This is a genomic window from Mesorhizobium sp. ORS 3428 (assembly GCF_001854785.1).
Classification (GTDB): Bacteria; Pseudomonadota; Alphaproteobacteria; order Rhizobiales; family Rhizobiaceae; genus Mesorhizobium.
In genome coordinates, this window is the sequence record NZ_MDFL01000126.1 from 494,797 (window position 1) to 511,975 (window position 17,179).

Here is a 17,179-nt window from a genome sequence, read left to right on the forward strand (position 1 = left end):
CCCMGGAGAGCCAAAATGAAGCATTAACCTTGATGGGGGGTTAACGACATCGATCTTGTTTTTTTCATGTTGAAGGCAAACCGGCTTCGCACTGCTGTGGAAAACCGGCCAAGAATCAGGCGGGGCGGAGGAAGATCGGCCATGCAATCGCCGCGCAGATCGCGGCCGCCAGCCACACGCCCGGCCATGCAAAGAGCAGCAACAGCCATGGAATCGCGATCGGGACGAGGCAGAAGCCGATAAACACGAAGCTGTTGGCGAGGCTGAGCGCTGTGCCGACATGGCCGGCACCGGCGAGTGTGGCAAGCTCGGTATAGGCGACACCGTGCCAGGCCGAGACGGAGATGCCGGCCACAACCACCAAGACCGGCAGGAGCAACATCAGCGCCGGCTGCCTGGCCACTGAGACCACCAGCAGCCAGAGGACCAGGAACGCCAGCGCGCTGAGCGCGCTGCAGAACCTCAGGAAAGGGCGCCGATTGCGGTGGCGGTCGGTGAGGCGGCCGCTCCAAACGCGCATCACCATGGCACCGATCTGCACGGCGGCAAGGCTTGCGCTGGTCACCCGCGTGCCCATGCCGGCGAAGTCGTGCAAGAAGACGGAAGCGAAGGTGAGCACCGCGACCTGCGGGAAGCAGAGCAGGCCGATGGCTGTCGAGATGCGCCAGACGTCGATGTTGCTTAGCGGCGCCGGGCCGCTCGCCGCAGCGTGAGCCTTGCCTTGCGTCGGCGGCTCGTGCAGCCAGCGCCAGGCAAAGAAGGCCGAGAGCGCGGAGATTGCCGCGAGCAGGCCAAAGACGGCGGCAAAGCCCAAGGCCAAGGCAAGCGAGGGCAAGACGAGCGCGCCCACCCCGCCGCCGAGCGGCACGGCGGTCTGTCTGATGCTCATCGCAAAGCCGCGCTCGCTTTCGCCGAACCAGCCCATGATGGCACGGCCGCTGGAGCCGTTGACGCTGCCGCCAAGCAAGCCGGCAACGAGCAGGCTCGCCGAAAGCAGCGCGACACCGGGAATGGCCCCTTTCGACGGCACGACAAGCAGCGCCATCATGGAAAGCCATGCCGCCGTCGCCGTGAGCCCGGTCAGCAGCACGCGGCGATCCCCCCAACGATCGGTGAGCACGCCCCAAGGCAGCTCGCTGAGCGCCACGCCAAGGCCGAGCAGACCGAGAGCCAGGCCAAGCTCGGCATTGCCGAGATGGTAGCCCTGGCGCATCACCACCGCCGTTGCCGGTATGCCGGAGAAGGTGGCGGAAAAGCCGGCATTGGCGGAGACACCGATGCCTGGCACCTTCCAGCGATGGTTGCGTGCGAAAGTCCGGCCGGCCGAGGCGGCAGTGGTGTCTCGCCCATCCGGCTGGCAATCAGTGCGGGTGACGATGGCTGACATCATTCCATTCCCGTGACGGCCGGCTGACCGGCCTTGACGGGGCGGATGTAGCGCCATAGCTTGATCCAAAAAATCAGGAAGTTTTTGATCATCAATCCCGAAAAGCAGGACGATATCATGCGACGCGTCACCTTCGACCTCGACGTCCTCAGGACCTTCGTCACCGGCATGGAGCTCGGTAGCTTCGCCAAGGCGTCCGGGCGGCTCGGCCGTTCGACCTCCGCCGTCAGCGCGCAGTTGAAGAAGCTGGAAGAGCAGGCGGCGACGCCGATCTTCCGTAAGGCGGGGCGTGGCCTGGCGCTGACCGAAGCCGGCGAGACGATGCTCGGCTACGCGCGGCGCCTGATAGAGCTCAATGATGAGGCGGCCTCCGCCATCCGCGACGTCGAGCTGGAAGGCTGGGTGCGGCTCGGCCTGCAGGAGGATTTCGGCGAGGCCGTGCTGCCGGGCGTGCTCGGCCGCTTCGCCCGTGCCCATCCCAAGGTCCGGATCGAAGCGCGGATCGGACGCAGCCACGAGCTTGCAGAGCGCATTCTCTCAGGCAACCTCGACATTGCGCTTGCCTGGCATGATGGCACGACGTTGCCCTACAGCCGGCATGTCGCCGATGTGCAGGCACGCTGGATCGGCCCGGCGAAACCGATGGAAGTGGGCCCCCACGGCCAGGCGCTGCCACTGGTGGCGTTCGAGGCACCCTGCCTGCTACGCACCGTGGCGACCGAGACGCTCGATCGCGCCGGCCTTCCCTGGCGAATGGCCTTCTCGAGCCCCAGCCTCGGCGGCATCTGGGCGGCGGTGGCGGCCGGGTTGGGCCTGACGATCCGCACCGATATCGGCCTGCCCGCCAATGTCAGAGCGATCGCGCCGGGAGCGCTTGGGCTCCCTGCCCTGCCGAGGATGGCGCTGCATTTGCACCAGAAGGACGCCGAGCTCGATCCGGTGGCGGCGCGGCTGGCGGATATTCTGCTGCAGTCGACGGTGGARGCGCTGCCCGAGGGGGCGCGAACCGGTGAGGGGCTTCGAGAGGTCGCTTAGAGCTCTTCGTCATCCGCGGGTGGAGCGACGCGTAGCGGAGCGCAGACCCGAGGATGACGACTGGAGGGGCTTTCGCGCCTCTGCCCAAGCCTCAGCGCTTCTTCGCGCGACCCGCGAAAGGATTGTCCGAAGTGCGCAGCGCCATGCGGATCGGCACGCCTGGCATGTCGAAGGCCTCGCGCAGGCTGTTCGACAGGTAACGCACGTAGGATTGCGGCATTACGTCCGGACGCGAGCAGGAGACGACGAAACCCGGCGGGCGCGTCTTTGCCTGCGTGACATATTTGATCTTCAACCGGCGGCCGGCGACTGCGGGCGGCGGATGGTGCGCGAGGATGCCTTCCAGCCAGCGGTTGAGCTTGCCGGTCGAGACACGGCTGTTCCAGACCCTGTGCGTTTTGATGACGGCGTCCATCAGCCGGTCGAGGCCGCGCCCGGTCTCGGCGGAGACCGTCACCGCCTGGATGCCGCGCACCTGGGGAAGAAGCCGCTCGGTCTTCTCGCGCAGTTCGGCGAGAAGCTCCTGCGGATTGTCGATCAGGTCCCATTTGTTGAAGGCGATCACCGGTGCGCGGCCTTCGCGAATGATGAGGTCGGCGATCTGCAGGTCCTGCTTCTCGAACGGGATGGTTGCGTCGAGCACGATGATGACGATCTCGGCGAAGCGGATGGCGCGCAGACCGTCCTGCACGGAGAGCTTCTCGAGCTTTTCCTGGACCTTCGACTTGCGCCGCATGCCGGCCGTGTCGAAGAGTTTTATCCGGCGGCCGCGCCAGTCCCAATCGACCGAGATGGAATCGCGGGTGATGCCCGCCTCAGGGCCGGTCAGCAGCCGTTCCTCGCCGATCAGCGCATTGATCAGCGTCGACTTGCCGGCATTGGGGCGGCCGACGACGGCGATGCGCAGCGGCTTGGTGTCGTCATAGGCGGGCTCGGCATCGGGATCGGCGATATCCTCGCCGATCAGCACCTCGCTGACGGCGATCTCGTCACTTGCTTCTTCCTTGTCCTCGCCGAAGGCGCGCTCCTCGCCGAGTGCCGCGATCACCGCATCGCGCAGATCGGGCATGCCCTGACCATGCTCGGCCGAGACAGGGATCGGCTCGCCGAGACCGAGTTCCCAGGCTTCCAGCATGCCGGCCTCGGCACCGCGGGCTTCCGCCTTGTTGGCGACCAGCACGACCGGCTTGCCGGACCTGCGCACCACCTCGGCGAAGGTCCGGTCGTCGGGCATCAGGCCCGACTTGGCGTCGACGGTGAAGAAGATCAGGTCGGCCTCGCGGATCGCGATCTCGGTCTGCAGGCGCATGCGGCCGGGTAGCGTCGAAGCCGCGGCGTCCTCGAATCCGGCGGTGTCGATGACATCGAAGCGGAGATCGTAGAGCTTGGCGGCGTGCACGCGACGGTCGCGCGTCACCCCCGGCGTGTCGTCGACAAGCGCCAGCTTCCTTCCCACCAGCCGATTGAAAAGGGTCGACTTGCCGACGTTAGGCCGGCCGATGATGGCAACTTTGAAGCTCATCAAAGATCACGACGCGTTGCCCGACCCGCGGATCAGCTCGGCCATCAACTGCGCCCGCTGGCGCACATTGCGCGGGGCGCCGTCATCCGAAGCGATCTGGTCGAACAGTTTGAGCGCGTCCGCCGACTTGCCTTCCTTCCAGGCGGCAAGGCCGAGYGCCTCGCGCGCCGAGCTCCGCAGCGGATTGGTGTCGGCGGTCAGGGCCTCGACCCGGCTGGAAACATCGGCGAAGGAGCCGTGATCGACGAGAAGCAATGCCGCCCTCAGCCGCGCCATGTCGCGGATGCCGGCGGGAATGGCGCCGTCGGCGGCAACTTCGTCAAAGTCCTTGATGGCGGCGGCGACGTCGCCCTTGTCGGCCTTGACGGTGGCGGCGCGCATCCGGGCGAGCAGCGGATAGGCGCCGTAGCCGTCCTTTTCCAGCTGATCGAGAGCGGCGATCGCCTCGTCGTTCTTGCCGTCATTGGCGAGCTTGAGCGCCTGTGAGAAGGCATCGCCCGAGCGGTTGGCTCGGCTCTCATCCCAATAGCGATAGCCAACGACGGCGGCCGTCGCCACCACGATCAGGATCGCGAGGCCAAGCAGGGCCGGACCAAAACGATCCCACAGCGCCTGCGCCTGCTCGCGACGAATCTCTTCGTTGACTTCCCGGATAAAACTGTCGTCCGACATCAATCAAAAACCATTGCAGCCACAAGCTATTGCCGTGGCGGGGCGCTTCTTGAGCCCGCGTTTTAGCGAAATTTTGTCGGCATGGAAGAGGGACCGCCGCAAAATCGGCGGGACAGGCCAGGCGGCTTTCAGGTGGGCCGGAACGCACCGATGCCACAATTGGGCAATAGCCGGCTGTCCAACCGTCCGAAGATCGCCCCCCGAAAGGTTCCAGTGCCACATCCGTTCCGCGTCCTGGCGTTCAGCCTCGCCTCGCTTGCCACTTCCGTTGCCGCAGCCTTCGCCGACCCGCCCCAGTCGCCAGAGCCCATGCCGGCAAAGCCAAAGCAGATCGTCCTCATCTCCTTCGACAGCGCGCGCGAGATTTCGCAATGGGAACGCAGCCGAGCGCTGGCAAAACGCACCGGCGCGCATTTCACCTATTTTCTGTCCTGCGTCTTCCTGCTCTCGCCTGAAACACGCCAGCAATACATCGCGCCCGGCAAGGGGGCCGGCAAATCGAATATCGGCTTTGCCGCCTCGAAGCAGGAAGTCGCAGACAGGCTGGAACAGATCCGGCTCGCGGCCGCAGAAGGCCATGACATAGGCAGCCATGCCTGCGGCCACTTCGACGGCAAGAACTGGAGCAAGGCCGACTGGCTTGCCGAGTTCAGTGCGTTCCGGCGCATCCTCGAGAACGCCTATACGATCAACGGCATTTCACCCGAGCCGGCCGATTGGCGGGATTTCGCGCGCCATGCGGTGATCGGGTTTCGCGCACCGTATCTGTCCACGGACAAGGCGCTTTACGAAGCGCTGCCGGAAGCCGGATTTGCGTTCGATGCAAGCGGAGTCTCGCCTGGCCCTGCCCTGCCGCCGACGAAGAACGGCATCACCCGCTTTGCGTTGCCGCAGATCCCGGACGGGACGAAATCGAAGCCGGTGGTCGCCATGGACTACAATCTCTATTTCCGCCATTCGGGCGGCGTCGAGAAGCCGGCCATGGCGGACGAGTTCGCCGATCGCGCCTATCGTACGTTCCGCGCCGCCTTCGATGCGCAGTACGATGGCAAGCGCATTCCACTCGAACTCGGCTTCCATTTCACGCAAATGAACAACGGCGCCTACTGGGACGCGCTGGAGCGTTTTGCCGGCGAGGTCTGCGTCATGAAGCAGGTCGAGTGCATCAGCTTCCGCGACTATCTCGCGCGGCAACACCCGGGCGAAGCGCAGGCCGCGGTGGGCGGCTGAGCCGCCCACCTTTTCGATAGCATCAGGCGGGATCCGGCTCCTCGGCCCGGTGCTCGATGAAGCGACGGTCAATGGCCGGCAGCGGCTCGCCTTTGATCGTGGCTTCAAACGCGCGCAGGCGCTTGTAGATCGACAACAATTCGACGATCGTCGTCCAAGAATTGACCAGATACTGAAATGACGTCCGCACTTGCTCGAACGCGTTAAGAATCTGATTCAAGGCGCCAAGCGAAATTTTTCCAGCAATAATTGTTGGCGTAAGTACTATGTAAGGGAAAATGTTGTCTGTCTGCAGATACAAGATACGGGCAACATTGAAATACATGTAGTTGAAATAGAGCCTGAAATAATTTCTCCGGACATTTTGGAAAAGTTCGGCAACCGTCGGCGGCTGCGCCCGCTCTATATCATCCTCGCCGTAGACCAATTCTTTGCGGTAGGCCGCCTCGACGCGCTGATTTCGAAATTCCAACCCTGGCAGCCTGATRCCCACTATCGCCAGGAAAGTCGTTCCAAACAGCGACCAGATAATAGCGACCACCACAAGGGCGTTCGGCACCTGGCCGACCAACGGAAGGTCGGTGACATTGGCCGAAAGCCGCATCAGCACCGGCAGGAAGGCGATCAGCGTCATGACTGACTCGACCAGACTGACGCCCAGGCCCTCCATCGTCGTTGAAAACCGCATCGTGTCTTCTTGAACGCGCTGAGAGGCCCCCTCGATGTTGCGCAGGTGCTCCCAGTTGGCCATGTAGTATTCATTCATCGCCGTACGCCAACGAAAGATGTAGTGGCTGACGAAGAAGCGGGYCAACACGCCAACGACAACCGCGACAAATGCGATGCCGGCGAAGTCCGCAAGGTCATGATAGAATTCGGCATTCGTAACCGGGCGCGACTTGGACAGAGCCGCCTGGATGAGATCGTAGAATGGGCCATACCAGTTGTTGATTGCTACGCTCACCTGCACTTGAAAGTATGTGGTGAAAAGTATCAGCGAGGAGCCAAGGATCGACCAGCTGCGCCATGGGTGCGGTGAATACCATCTCCAGAGCGCGTAAAAGATCCCGACCGCCAGGGCAAAATACACGTAGAACCAAAGAAAGGGCGGCGACCAAAAGACCGCGACGCCGATAATCGGCGGCGCGTCGGCTGCGGCTTGGGGCAGCCCGACCATGGCGCCGACGTCCGCACCACCGAAGAACCAAACAAGGACCAGAAGAAGGCTCCAGACGGCGGCCGAGATGAAGAAGAGTTTCGGCTGCGGGAAAAAGGATACGAACACTGTGGCGGGTTTCCTCGATTGAATCGCAATCAGCGGCGTTGCTGTTCGGCGAGCATAAATTCACACATTAGTGGGAAAGAAAATGCCCTGCCCGATGCCCGGCACGGAGCAAGACCACAATCATGGCGATTTTGGTGCCGCCGTCCAGGCAATGACGCCAGAAAACAATAGGGCGACGGCTGCCATGATCGAGGCAAGCACGTAATTGCCCGAGGCCTGGGCAAGCAGACCAGCGGCGATCGGGCCCACGATCTGGCCGAGACCGAAGGCGGCGGTCATCACCGCAAAGATGCGGCGCGGCGCCTGCGGCGCAAGCTGCCGTCCCGCTCGCAAGCCGAGCGCGGTGATGGCGATGAAGGTGCCGCCGAGAAGCACGCCGGCGAGYAGCGGCCCGGTGAATCCCTTGACGACGATGCTGGCGGTGACGCCCACCACCTCGACCAGACAGCTCACGCAGTAAGCCTCGGAGAGCCCGACCCTGCCGGCAAGCTTCTGCCAGAACCAGGTCGACGGAAAACCGGCAAGGCCGGTGACCATCCAGACCGCGGCCTCGAAGACGCGCCCGCCGCCGCCCTGCCGAACGATGGCGACCAGGAAAGTCGCAGTCACCACATAGCCGAAACCGAACAGCCCGTAGGCAAGGATCATTCTTGTCAGCGACCTGTCCTTCGGCAAGGCCGGCTCGGGCCCGTCGACGCCGTTGGCAGAGGTGGCGGAGCCGGCAAGCAGYGCAACAAGCAGCAGGCCGACAGCGGAGATCGCACCCGACCACAGCCAGCCCGCAGGCCAGCCCGCATGTTCGGTGACGAGAAAGGCCAGCAGCGCCGATGATGCCGCAATGYCCAAGCCGACGCCGCCAAAATGCAGCGCCTGCAGGTCACCACGGCCGGTCAAGGCAAGATGGCTGAAGACGATCGACGACATGAACACCATGACGAAGGCGCTGGCCAGTCCTGCGAGGAAGCGGATGACGATGAATGYCGCCATCGTCTCGTTCAGTCCCATCAGGCCGGCAAGCACGGCGCTGGCAGCCAGGCTGACGAACATCAGCAGACGCTCGCGGCCATGCGCCCAGCCGCCTGCCGCGGCAAGCGCGCCGATGAGGTAGCCGAGATAGTTGGCGGAAGCGATCCAGCCGGCATCGGCCGGCGTCAGGTGCAGTTCCTCCATCATGCCCGGCAGGATCGGCGTGTAGACGAAGCGTCCGATGCCCATGGCGACGGCGAGCGCGACCATGCCGGCAAGGGCGAGACGCAACGGGGATGGCGAGGCGGTGTTCATTGCAGCGCAACATAGATGTGTGCGCAGGCGAAACAACCGTGCTTGCGTTGGGCCAGAACGGTGGCAAGGCGCCTCGAACGCCTTGGCTCTTGAAGGTGAAACTTCCGACGCCGCCCCTCATCGCCCTGCCGGGCACTTCTCCCCGTATAGTGACGGGGAGAAGAGGCTGGTCGCAATGCTGGCTTCCTTCCTGCGACGCTTGAGATTGGCGAAACCCTCGATGAGAGCACCCCCTCTCCCCGTCACTATATGGAGAGAGGATGCCGGCAGGCCGGTGAGGGGCGGCGCCGACTTCGATGAGGTTTGGCGCCTTTTGTAGAAGCAGAGAGCAATCTTCGGCCCCGCGGAGATTCAGCGGCAGCCCGCTCCAGCCGTCTCGTATGCCGTACGGCCGGCGGTCAGCCGAAACGGCAGGTCGCCCAGTTCGCGCTCCGACATGGTGTCGAGCACCGGATGCGACAGCGGGTCGACTACCCAGCGGGCGACCTCGCCGTCGTCCCGCCGGACCTGTCTTGGCTCCGCACCGGAAAGCCCCTTCAGCAAAGACAAAATCTTCATCGGATGCCTCCAAAGATATGGCCTGCACCCGGTAAAATTCCGCCTTTTTCCGCCAGGATTCAATTGAGATTTCGGTCCCGCCATTTTAGAAAAACTGAATGGCTATGCTGAACCGCGTCCATCTCAACGGCCTGCGCGCCGTGGAAACCGTCGCCCGGCTGGGCTCGCTTGCCGCCGCGGCCGCCGAGCTCAACGTCTCGGTAAGCGCCGTCAGCCAGCAGATCAAGCGCACGGAAAAGCAACTGGGGCAGGCACTGTTCGAACGAACGCCAGGCGGATTGGTGCCGACAGAATTCGGTGCCGTCTTCACGGCCCGGCTGAGCTCCGGCTTCCGCGAGCTGGCACAAGCGGTGGCACTGGCGGACGAGGCGAGCGAGTGCACGCTTGTGGTGTCGGTGGCGCCGGCCTTTGCTTCGAAATGGCTGCTGCCCCGGCTGTCGCGGCATTTCGCCCGCCACCCGAATGTCCTGCTGCGCATCGACGCCTCGGTCAGGATCGCCGATCTCGACCATTCCGACATCGACATCGCCATCCGGCTGGGCGACGGCAATTGGCCGGGCGGCCGGGCCGAACTGCTGCTCGCGCAGGAGGTTTTTCCGGTCTGCGCGCCCTCGATTGCAGCCAGGCTGAAGTCGATCGAGGATCTGGCGCAGACCTGCGCCATCACCGACGAGCGCGCCATGATCAGCTGGGACAGTTGGTTCGAGGCGGCCGGCGTCGAGCCGGTCACTTTCCTGAAGGGCGCGCGCTTCACCGATCCGATGCTTTGCCTGGAATCGGCGATCGCCGGCCATGGCGTGATGCTCGCCTGGCAATTGCTGACCGCCGATGCGCTCGCCGACGGCCGGCTGGTGGCGCCCTTCGGCGTGCGGGCCGAGAGCGGACTGGGCTACTGGCTGGTGACATCGGCGACAAAAAGCGAAAGCCGCAAGGTGCGCGATTTCAAGGCCTGGATCCGCGAAGAGATCGAGGCGACCACGGCGCAATTCAGGGCGTTGGACAGCGCGGCCTAAGCTCGTTTGAGCATGATCTTGTCCGAACCGAAGGTCAGCGCAGCAAAAACCGCTGCGCACTTTTCGGGACCATGCTTTTAACAGGCCCAGTCGATCGCGGTGGAAAGGCCAACGGCAGCGGTCTATGTAAGGGCTAGACCCCAACACAACGGCAGTCACGATCATGACCACACATTCGCGCGGCGTCTCAGCAACGATCGACCCGGTGAAGCTCGACAGGCTGGCTGAGGTCGCCGTCAAGGTCGGCCTGCAGCTGCAGCCGGGACAGGATCTGGTGTTGACATCGTCGATCGCGGCGCTGCCGCTGACGCGGCGTATCGTCGAACACGCCTACAAGGCTGGCGCCGGGCTGGTGACGCCGATCTTCAACGACGACGAGATCACGCTGGCGCGCTTCCGCTATGGCGCCGATGCCGGCTTCGACCGCGCCGCCGGCTGGCTCTATGAAGGCATGGCGAAAGCCTTCTCCAACAACGCGGCGCGGCTTGCGGTGCGCGGCGAGGACCCGTCGCTGCTTTCCGCACAGGACCCGGCCAAGGTTGCGCGCGCCAACAAGGCGAACTCGATGGCCTACCAGCCGGCGCTGGAGAAGATCACCGGCTTCGACATCAACTGGAACATCGTCGCCTATCCGGATCTTGCCTGGGCTCGCCAAGTGTTTCCGGGCGAGCCCGACGATGTTGCGGTGGCCAAGCTCGCCGATGCCATCTTCTCGGCCTCGCGCGTGGACGTCGAGGACCCGATCGGCAACTGGAAGGCGCATAACGCCACTTTGGCCGAGCGTACGAGCTGGCTGAACGACCACAATTTCCATGCGCTGCATTTTACCGGGCCGGGCACCGACCTGACCGTCGGACTGGCGGAAGGCCATGAGTGGATGGGTGGCGCCTCGACGGCGAAGAACGGCATCACCTGCAACCCAAACATCCCGACGGAGGAAGTCTTCACCACGCCGCATGCCTGGCGCGTCGAGGGTCATGTTACATCGACCAAGCCGCTTTCCTACCAGGGCACGCTGATCGACGAGATCTCGGTGCGCTTCGAGGGCGGGCGGATCGTCGAGGCCAAAGCATCGAAGGGCGAGGACGTGTTGAAGAAGGTGCTCGACACCGACGAGGGCGCGCGCCGCCTCGGCGAGGTGGCGCTGGTGCCGCATTCCTCGCCAATCTCGAAGAGCGGATTGCTGTTCTTCAACACGCTGTTCGACGAGAACGCCGCCTGCCACATCGCGCTCGGCCAATGCTATTCGAAGTGCTTCGTCAACGGCGCCTCGCTGAGCCAGGACGAGATCGCGCAGCGCGGCGGCAACAGGAGCTTCATCCATATCGACTGGATGATCGGCTCGGCCAAGGTCGACATCGACGGCGTCGGCAAGGACGGCAGCCGCGTGCCGGTGATGCGCAAGGGCGAGTGGGCCTGAGAGGCGTGATGAGCTTGGACATAGCGGTAAAGCGCGTCTACGAAGCGCCGGAGAACAGCGACGGCCAGCGGGTGCTGGTCGACCGCGTCTGGCCGCGCGGCGTCAGCAAGGCGGACGCGGCGCTTGCGCTCTGGCTGAAGGAGATCGCGCCGAGCGACGAGCTGCGCAAATGGTTCGGGCATGATCCCGAGCGCTGGGCCGAATTCCAGAAGCGGTATCGCGCCGAGCTCGACCGCAACGAGGACGCGGTGGCGCAACTGCGCGGCCTGCTTGGCGAAGGCAAGGTGACGCTGCTCTACGGCGCGCATGACGAGGCGCACAACAATGCGGTGGCGCTGATGGGATATTTGCAAACGCATGCGTAAGCATTGAGACGCCGGCGGGACAGCGCCCCCCCCTGTCCTACCGGACATCTCCCCCACTTGGGGGGAGATCAGCCGTTATGCCGGCTTTCGCCAATCTCCAACGTTGTAGAATGAGCGGGACGCGGAAACTGCCAATCTCACCCCTTGTGGGGGAGATGTCCGGCAGGACAGAGGGGGGCGCGAAGGAATGCGGCGTAGGAAGCTTGCCTCCTACCCACCAACCGCCTCCTCATAAGTCTCCGGCTTGAACCCAACCAGGATGCGGTCGCCGACCTCCAGCACCGGGCGCTTGATCATCGTCGGTTTGGCGAGCATCAGCGCCTTGGCCTTCTTCTCGTCGAGCGCTTGCCTGTCCTTCTCCGGCAGCTCGCGGAAAGTGGTGCTTGCCTTGTTGAGCAGTTTTTCCCAGCCGACCTTGCCGACCCAGCCATTCAGTCTTCCCGCCTCGATCCCTTCGGCCCGGTAGTCGTGGAAGCGGTAGGGAACGTCACGGCTCTCCAGCCAGACGCGCGCCTTCTTGATCGTGTCGCAGGTGGTGATGCCGTACATTGTGATCGTCAAGAGATGCTCCTCGGGCGGGCTTTGGATTCGCCGGCACCCTAGAATCACCGCTTTTCCATTGCCAGCGGATCGACAGAAATTCCGCTTGCCAAGATGGGCTTCTTCGACGGCCGGGGCRCGGCGCTCGACCAGCTCGCCGATGTGACGACGATTTGAGATGGATCACATGGCGGCCGGGTATCGTCCCGGCCGACATGCAGAGGGTGGTCTTACTGCGGCTTCAATAATAGAAGCGCTCTTCGCTAATCTTGCCGTTCTTGACCGTATAGAGGCCAACCTCATCCATTTTGACGCGTTCGCCGGTAGATTTGGGCGTCACGTCAAAGGTGAAGCGCAATGCGAATTGGTCGCCATTGACATACGGGCCCTCGACCGAGCCGCCGTGAACCTCATGGTTCGCTTCCCACCATTYGCCCTTCTGCTTGACGGCTTCCTTGCCGTTGCAGACGGCCATCGGYCCTTCCATCGCTTCGTAGCTGACGATGTCGTCGGCATTGTATTTCGCGGCAGCGCTGTGGCTGTCGCCCCGCTTGAGGAGTTCGGTGAAATCCTTGGCAATTTCGGCGATGGTCATGATTTCCTCCCTGTTCAGACGGACACCAAGTAGGGCGCCACATACTCGCCGCCCACCGCCGGCCTGCCGGTAGCTGACAATCCGTGTCAGGAGGGATGGATTGTCTTACCGATAACACCCGCGCTCTGTTGCGAGCCGCCGCACCAGCGCCAGCACGCTGTCGATGGTCGGCGTCGGCTGGCCGGTCAGGCGACCGAGTTCCTGCACGGCCGTGACCAGCGCGTCGATCTCCATCGGGCGGCCACGCTCCAGATCCTGCAGCATCGAGGTCTTGTGCTCGCCGACATCGCCGGCGCCCTTGATGCGCCGGTCGACAGGGATGAGAAAGCGTACGCCGAGGCTCTCGCCGATCGCCTGCGCCTCCAGCATCATGGTGCGGGCGACGGCGCGCGTGCCTTCGTCGGCGACGATTGCCGCAAGCGTGCTGCCGGTCAGCGCCGAGATCGGATTGAAGGAGAGGTTGCCCCAGAGCTTGACCCAGATTTCGCTACGGATGTCCTCGCGGACCGGCGCCTGCAGCCCGGCCTTGACCAGTTCGCGCGCGAGTGCTGCGACACGGTCGCTCTTCTCGCCCGAAGGTTCGCCGAGCGAAAAGCGCGTGCCCTCGACATGACGGATCAGGCCGGGCGCGTCGACCTCGACGGCCGGATAGACGACGGAGCCGATAACGCGTTCCGGCCCCATGCGCTCCCAGATCCTTCCGGCAGGATCGACCGCGGTAAGCCGCGTGCCTTCAAGCGCACCGCCGGCCTTGTAGAAATACCACCAGGGCACGCCGTTCTGCATGGTGACGACGGCCGTCCGCGCGCCCAACAGCGGCGCGATTTCTTGAAGAGCCGGCGCCAGCGAATGCGCCTTCAGCGCCAGCACGACATAGTCCTGCTCGCCAAGCTCCCCGGCCCGTGCCGTCGCCCTCACCGAAGCTACTGTTTCCTTGCCGTCCTCAATCAGGCGAAGTCCGTTTGCCTTGATCGCTTCGAGATGCGCGCCACGCGCCACGATCGACAGGTCGACCGAGCCCGCGATCGCCAGCTTGGCAGCGAGATAGYCGCCGATCGCGCCGGCGCCGAAGACGGTGATGCGCATCAGCCGAGACCGAGCTTGGCGGCGAKGCCGATGCGCTGCAGCTTGCCGGTCGCGCCCTTCGGGATCTCGTCCAGGATCACCACCTTGCGCGGTACCTTGAAGTCGGCGAGCCGCGTCGCGGCGAAGGTGCGAATGTCGGCCTCGCTGGCACTCTGGCCTTCGCGCAGCACGATCGCGGCCGCGACCTCCTCGCCAAGCTTGTCATGCGGCATGGCGAAGGTGACGACCTGCGCCACGGCCGGATGGTCCATCAGCACGCCGTCCACCTCGAGCGGCGAGATTTTTTCGCCGCCGCGATTGATGATCTCCTTCAGCCGGCCGGTGACGCGCAGGTAATTGTCCTCGTCGAGCACGCCCTGGTCGCCGGTGTGGAACCAGCCATGGGCGAAGGCGCTGGCGTTGGCATCGGGGTTCTTCTCATAGCCGGCGGTTACGTTCGGGCCGCGGATGACGATCTCACCGATCTCGCCGGCCTTGAGCAGCCGTCCGTCCGGCGCCATGACGGCGACTTCCGGTCCGGCCGCCGCCCCGACGCTGCCGGGCTTGCGCCGGCCGGGCGGCAGGCGGTTCGACGCCATCTGATGYGCGGCCTCGGTCATACCATAGGCTTCGATCACGGGGCAGCCGAAGGTCGCCTCCAGCTCGGCCATAACCTGCGCCGGCAGGGATGCGGAAGACGAGCGGATGAAGCGCAGATTTGCTTCGGCGACTTGCTCGGGATTGCGCGCGGCGCGCGGCAGGATCGCCTGATGCATGGTGGGCACCGCGGTGTACCAGGTGGGTTTCGCTTCGCCGAGCCAATGGAAGAAGCRCAGCGCGTTGAAGCCAGGCGTGCAGAAGACACTGCCGCCGGCGGCGAGCGAGGAGAGCACCGCCGCGATCAGCCCGTGTATGTGAAACAGCGGCATGATGTTGAGGCAGCGGTCGGCGGAAGTCAGACCGAGCGTCGCGCCGATATGCGCGGCCGAAGCGGCAAGGTTGGCGTGGCTGAGTGGCACCAGCTTTGGGCGCGAGGTGGTGCCTGAGGTGTGCAGGAGAAGTGCGGTGTCGCTGTCCTCCGCCAGGCCCGACGAAGCAGGCGGACCGACCGGATCGCCCTCGATCGTGAACACGCCGGCCGGCGCGCCGGCCGGCACGATCAGACGCAGCACAGGGATGCCGAGACGCTTCGCAACCTCGACCGCCGGGCCGTCCTCGCCCTTGCCGACAAGGATCGCCTTCACGCCGATGTCGCTCAGATAAAAGTCGAGCTCGTCGGCGCGGTAGGCCGGATTGAGCGGCGCGGTGGAAGCGGCTGCCGCCACCGCGATGAAGGCGGTCGCCATTTCCGGACCATTGGGCAGCACGATTGCCACCCGGTCGCCCCGGCCGACACCGAGCGCGTTCAGCCGGGCAGCAGTCCCATGGATCAGCCGGCGCAGCCCGGCATGGGAAAGCACTGTCCGGTCGGGCGCCAGGATTGCCGGCGCGCCTTCATCACCGGGGGCAAGGCGATGGGCAAGATCGATGGAAGTTTCGTTTTTGGTCATGGTTCCCAGACTATGTTTCGAACGATCGGCGGATGTCCAGCAACAGCCTGCTCAATAGCCGAGCGCCAGCCCGTCCTTGCGCGGATCGGAGGCGCCGGTCAGCGTGCCTTTTTCCCAATCGATGAGCACGGTCTGCCCGCCGCCAAGCGGATGATCGGGTTCCACCACCTGATGCCCCCTTCGACGCAGGCCCGCCACTGCGTCGGCATGGACRCTTCGCTCTGCCTCTACGACGTCGTGGTTGTAGAACACGCGCGGCGCGTCCAGCGCCTGCTGCGGGTCCATGCCGAAGTCGATCATATTGGTCAAAAGATGCACATGGCCGAAGGGCTGGTAGCCGCCGCCCATGACGCCGAACGGCATCACCGCGCGGCCGTTCCTGGTCATCATGCCCGGCATGATCGTGTGCAGCGGCCGCTTGCCCGGCGCTATTGCGTTCGGATGTTTCGGGTCGAGCCGAAAGCTGGTGCCGCGGTTCTGCAGCACGACGCCGGTCTTCGGGCCGACGACGCCGCTGCCGAAGGAATAGTAGGTCGAGTTGATGAAGCTCACCGCATTGCGGTCGCGGTCGACGACGGTGATGTAGACCGTGTCGCTGCCCGGCAAATCGACCGGCGGCAAATGCGTCATGGCGCACTCTGGGTCGATCTCGGCGCGCAGCCGGTCGGCATAGGCTTTGGACAGAAGTTCCTTCACCGGCACCGCGACATGGTCCTGGTCGGCAAGCAGGTTGTCGCGATCCCGGTAGGCCAGCCGGCCGGCCTCGATCTCCAGATGCAGGCGCTCTGCGCCATTCGGATCGAGCGCGCCGAGATCGAAGCCGGAGAGCATGTTCAACATCAGGAGCGCAGTCAGGCCCTGGTTGTTGGGCGGCATCTGGTGGATATCGTAGCCGCGATAGGAGGTACTTACCGCCGTCTTGTAGTCGCCCTCCGTTGCAGCGAAATCGTCCAGTGTATGAAGGCCGCCGAGCTGGCGGAGCCGCCCGACGATATCCTCCGCGACTTTGCCTTCATAAAAGCCGGCGCGGCCTTTTTTTGCGATGATGCGCAGCGTCTCGGCGAGTTCCGGCTGGCGATGGATGTCGCCGGCGCTCGGCGGTTTGCCGCCCGGCAGGAAGATTCGCGACGCCACCTCGTCGGCCGACAGATCGGTTTCCGGGTCCGCCCAATCGAAGGCGACGCGGTCGTGCACGACATAGCCTTCTTCGGCATAGCGGATGGCCGGAGCGAGCGCGTCGGCGATCCCCTTGCGACCATGGTCTTGCAGCAGCCGGCACCAGGCATCCACGGCGCCGGGAACGGTGACCGCGTGGGCGCCTTGCTTGGGCAACTCGCTGAAGCCCTTCTCCAGATACCAGTCGACCGTGGCAGCCTTAGGCGCGCGGCCCGAACCGTTGAAGGCGAGCACCTTGCCTTCGCCTTTCGGGCAGTAGAGCACGAAGCAGTCACCGCCGATGCCGGTCGATTGCGGCTCGACCACGGCCTGCACGGCCGCCGCGCAGAYGGCCGCGTCCATGGCATTGCCGCCGGAGCGCARCATGTCGATGGCGGCAAGTGTGGCCAGCGGATGCGAGGTCGCGGCCATGGCTTCCGYGGCGCGGATCGGCGAGCGGCCTGGGAACTGGAAATCACGCATGCTGGTATTGGATATCCCTCTAT

16 protein-coding genes are annotated in these 17,179 nt (G+C 64.5%); 5 read left to right on the top strand and 11 right to left on the bottom strand.

Annotated elements, in window-relative coordinates:
- Positions 1 to 115 precede the first annotated feature (115 nt).
- Positions 116 to 1,387, bottom strand: a complete 1,272-nt coding sequence (locus ORS3428_RS21140; protein WP_071100290.1) for an MFS transporter — start codon at positions 1,385 to 1,387, stop codon at positions 116 to 118.
- Between the two features lie 117 nt (positions 1,388 to 1,504).
- Between ORS3428_RS21140 and ORS3428_RS21145 the strand changes: the two genes are divergently transcribed.
- Complete coding sequence (locus ORS3428_RS21145; protein ID WP_071100291.1) at positions 1,505 to 2,422, top strand: LysR substrate-binding domain-containing protein; 918 nt, start codon at positions 1,505 to 1,507, stop codon at positions 2,420 to 2,422.
- A 91-nt stretch (positions 2,423 to 2,513) separates the two neighbouring features.
- On the opposite strand, the gene der is transcribed toward ORS3428_RS21145, so the two are convergent.
- Complete coding sequence (gene der / locus ORS3428_RS21150) at positions 2,514 to 3,944, bottom strand: ribosome biogenesis GTPase Der (RefSeq protein WP_071100191.1); 1,431 nt, start codon at positions 3,942 to 3,944, stop codon at positions 2,514 to 2,516.
- 6 nt (positions 3,945 to 3,950) lie between these two features.
- Positions 3,951 to 4,616, bottom strand: a complete 666-nt coding sequence (locus tag ORS3428_RS21155) for a tetratricopeptide repeat protein (RefSeq protein WP_071100192.1) — start codon at positions 4,614 to 4,616, stop codon at positions 3,951 to 3,953.
- 213 nt (positions 4,617 to 4,829) lie between these two features.
- Between ORS3428_RS21155 and ORS3428_RS21160 the strand changes: the two genes are divergently transcribed.
- Positions 4,830 to 5,846, top strand: a complete 1,017-nt coding sequence (locus ORS3428_RS21160; protein ID WP_071100292.1) for a polysaccharide deacetylase family protein — start codon at positions 4,830 to 4,832, stop codon at positions 5,844 to 5,846.
- A 22-nt stretch (positions 5,847 to 5,868) separates the two neighbouring features.
- Here ORS3428_RS21160 and sbmA read toward each other — a convergent pair whose 3' ends face one another.
- From sbmA to ORS3428_RS21175, 3 genes are all read right to left on the bottom strand, one after another.
- A complete protein-coding gene (sbmA, locus tag ORS3428_RS21165) occupies positions 5,869 to 7,131 on the bottom strand; it encodes a peptide antibiotic transporter SbmA (RefSeq protein ID WP_071100193.1) in 1,263 nt (420 codons plus the stop codon).
- 120 nt (positions 7,132 to 7,251) lie between these two features.
- Complete coding sequence (locus tag ORS3428_RS21170; RefSeq protein ID WP_172833712.1) at positions 7,252 to 8,412, bottom strand: YbfB/YjiJ family MFS transporter; 1,161 nt, start codon at positions 8,410 to 8,412, stop codon at positions 7,252 to 7,254.
- 351 nt (positions 8,413 to 8,763) lie between these two features.
- Positions 8,764 to 8,970, bottom strand: a complete 207-nt coding sequence (locus ORS3428_RS21175; RefSeq protein WP_071100194.1) for a hypothetical protein — start codon at positions 8,968 to 8,970, stop codon at positions 8,764 to 8,766.
- A 98-nt stretch (positions 8,971 to 9,068) separates the two neighbouring features.
- Here ORS3428_RS21175 and ORS3428_RS21180 point away from each other — a divergent pair, with 98 nt between their 5' ends.
- The 3 genes from ORS3428_RS21180 to ORS3428_RS21190 all read left to right on the top strand — a co-directional run bounded on the left by ORS3428_RS21180 (position 9,069) and on the right by ORS3428_RS21190 (position 11,768).
- Positions 9,069 to 9,983 carry a LysR substrate-binding domain-containing protein gene (locus tag ORS3428_RS21180; RefSeq protein ID WP_071100195.1) on the top strand — a complete coding sequence of 305 codons (915 nt, stop codon included), beginning with the start codon at positions 9,069 to 9,071 and terminating at the stop codon, positions 9,981 to 9,983.
- A gap of 163 nt (positions 9,984 to 10,146) precedes the next feature.
- On the top strand, positions 10,147 to 11,403 hold the full coding sequence (locus ORS3428_RS21185; RefSeq protein WP_071100196.1) for an aminopeptidase: 1,257 nt from the start codon (positions 10,147 to 10,149) through the stop codon (positions 11,401 to 11,403).
- A gap of 8 nt (positions 11,404 to 11,411) precedes the next feature.
- Positions 11,412 to 11,768 carry a DUF488 domain-containing protein gene (locus ORS3428_RS21190; protein ID WP_071100197.1) on the top strand — a complete coding sequence of 119 codons (357 nt, stop codon included), beginning with the start codon at positions 11,412 to 11,414 and terminating at the stop codon, positions 11,766 to 11,768.
- A gap of 210 nt (positions 11,769 to 11,978) precedes the next feature.
- Here the strand turns inward: ORS3428_RS21190 and ORS3428_RS21195 are convergent, their stop codons facing one another.
- From ORS3428_RS21195 to ggt, 5 genes are all read right to left on the bottom strand, one after another.
- Positions 11,979 to 12,329: an ArsC family reductase gene (locus ORS3428_RS21195; protein WP_108723114.1), complete on the bottom strand. Its 351-nt coding sequence runs from the start codon at positions 12,327 to 12,329 to the stop codon at positions 11,979 to 11,981.
- Positions 12,330 to 12,549: 220 nt separating this feature from the next.
- Complete coding sequence (locus tag ORS3428_RS21200) at positions 12,550 to 12,903, bottom strand: nuclear transport factor 2 family protein (protein WP_071100199.1); 354 nt, start codon at positions 12,901 to 12,903, stop codon at positions 12,550 to 12,552.
- 105 nt (positions 12,904 to 13,008) lie between these two features.
- On the bottom strand, positions 13,009 to 13,989 hold the full coding sequence (locus ORS3428_RS21205; protein WP_071100200.1) for a 2-dehydropantoate 2-reductase: 981 nt from the start codon (positions 13,987 to 13,989) through the stop codon (positions 13,009 to 13,011).
- Positions 13,989 to 15,518, bottom strand: a complete 1,530-nt coding sequence (locus tag ORS3428_RS21210) for an acyl--CoA ligase (protein ID WP_071100201.1) — start codon at positions 15,516 to 15,518, stop codon at positions 13,989 to 13,991. The genes ORS3428_RS21205 and ORS3428_RS21210 overlap by 1 nt, the downstream gene beginning before the upstream one ends.
- 51 nt (positions 15,519 to 15,569) lie before the next feature.
- Complete coding sequence (gene ggt / locus ORS3428_RS21215) at positions 15,570 to 17,156, bottom strand: gamma-glutamyltransferase (RefSeq protein WP_071100202.1); 1,587 nt, start codon at positions 17,154 to 17,156, stop codon at positions 15,570 to 15,572.
- Positions 17,157 to 17,179 lie beyond the last annotated feature (23 nt).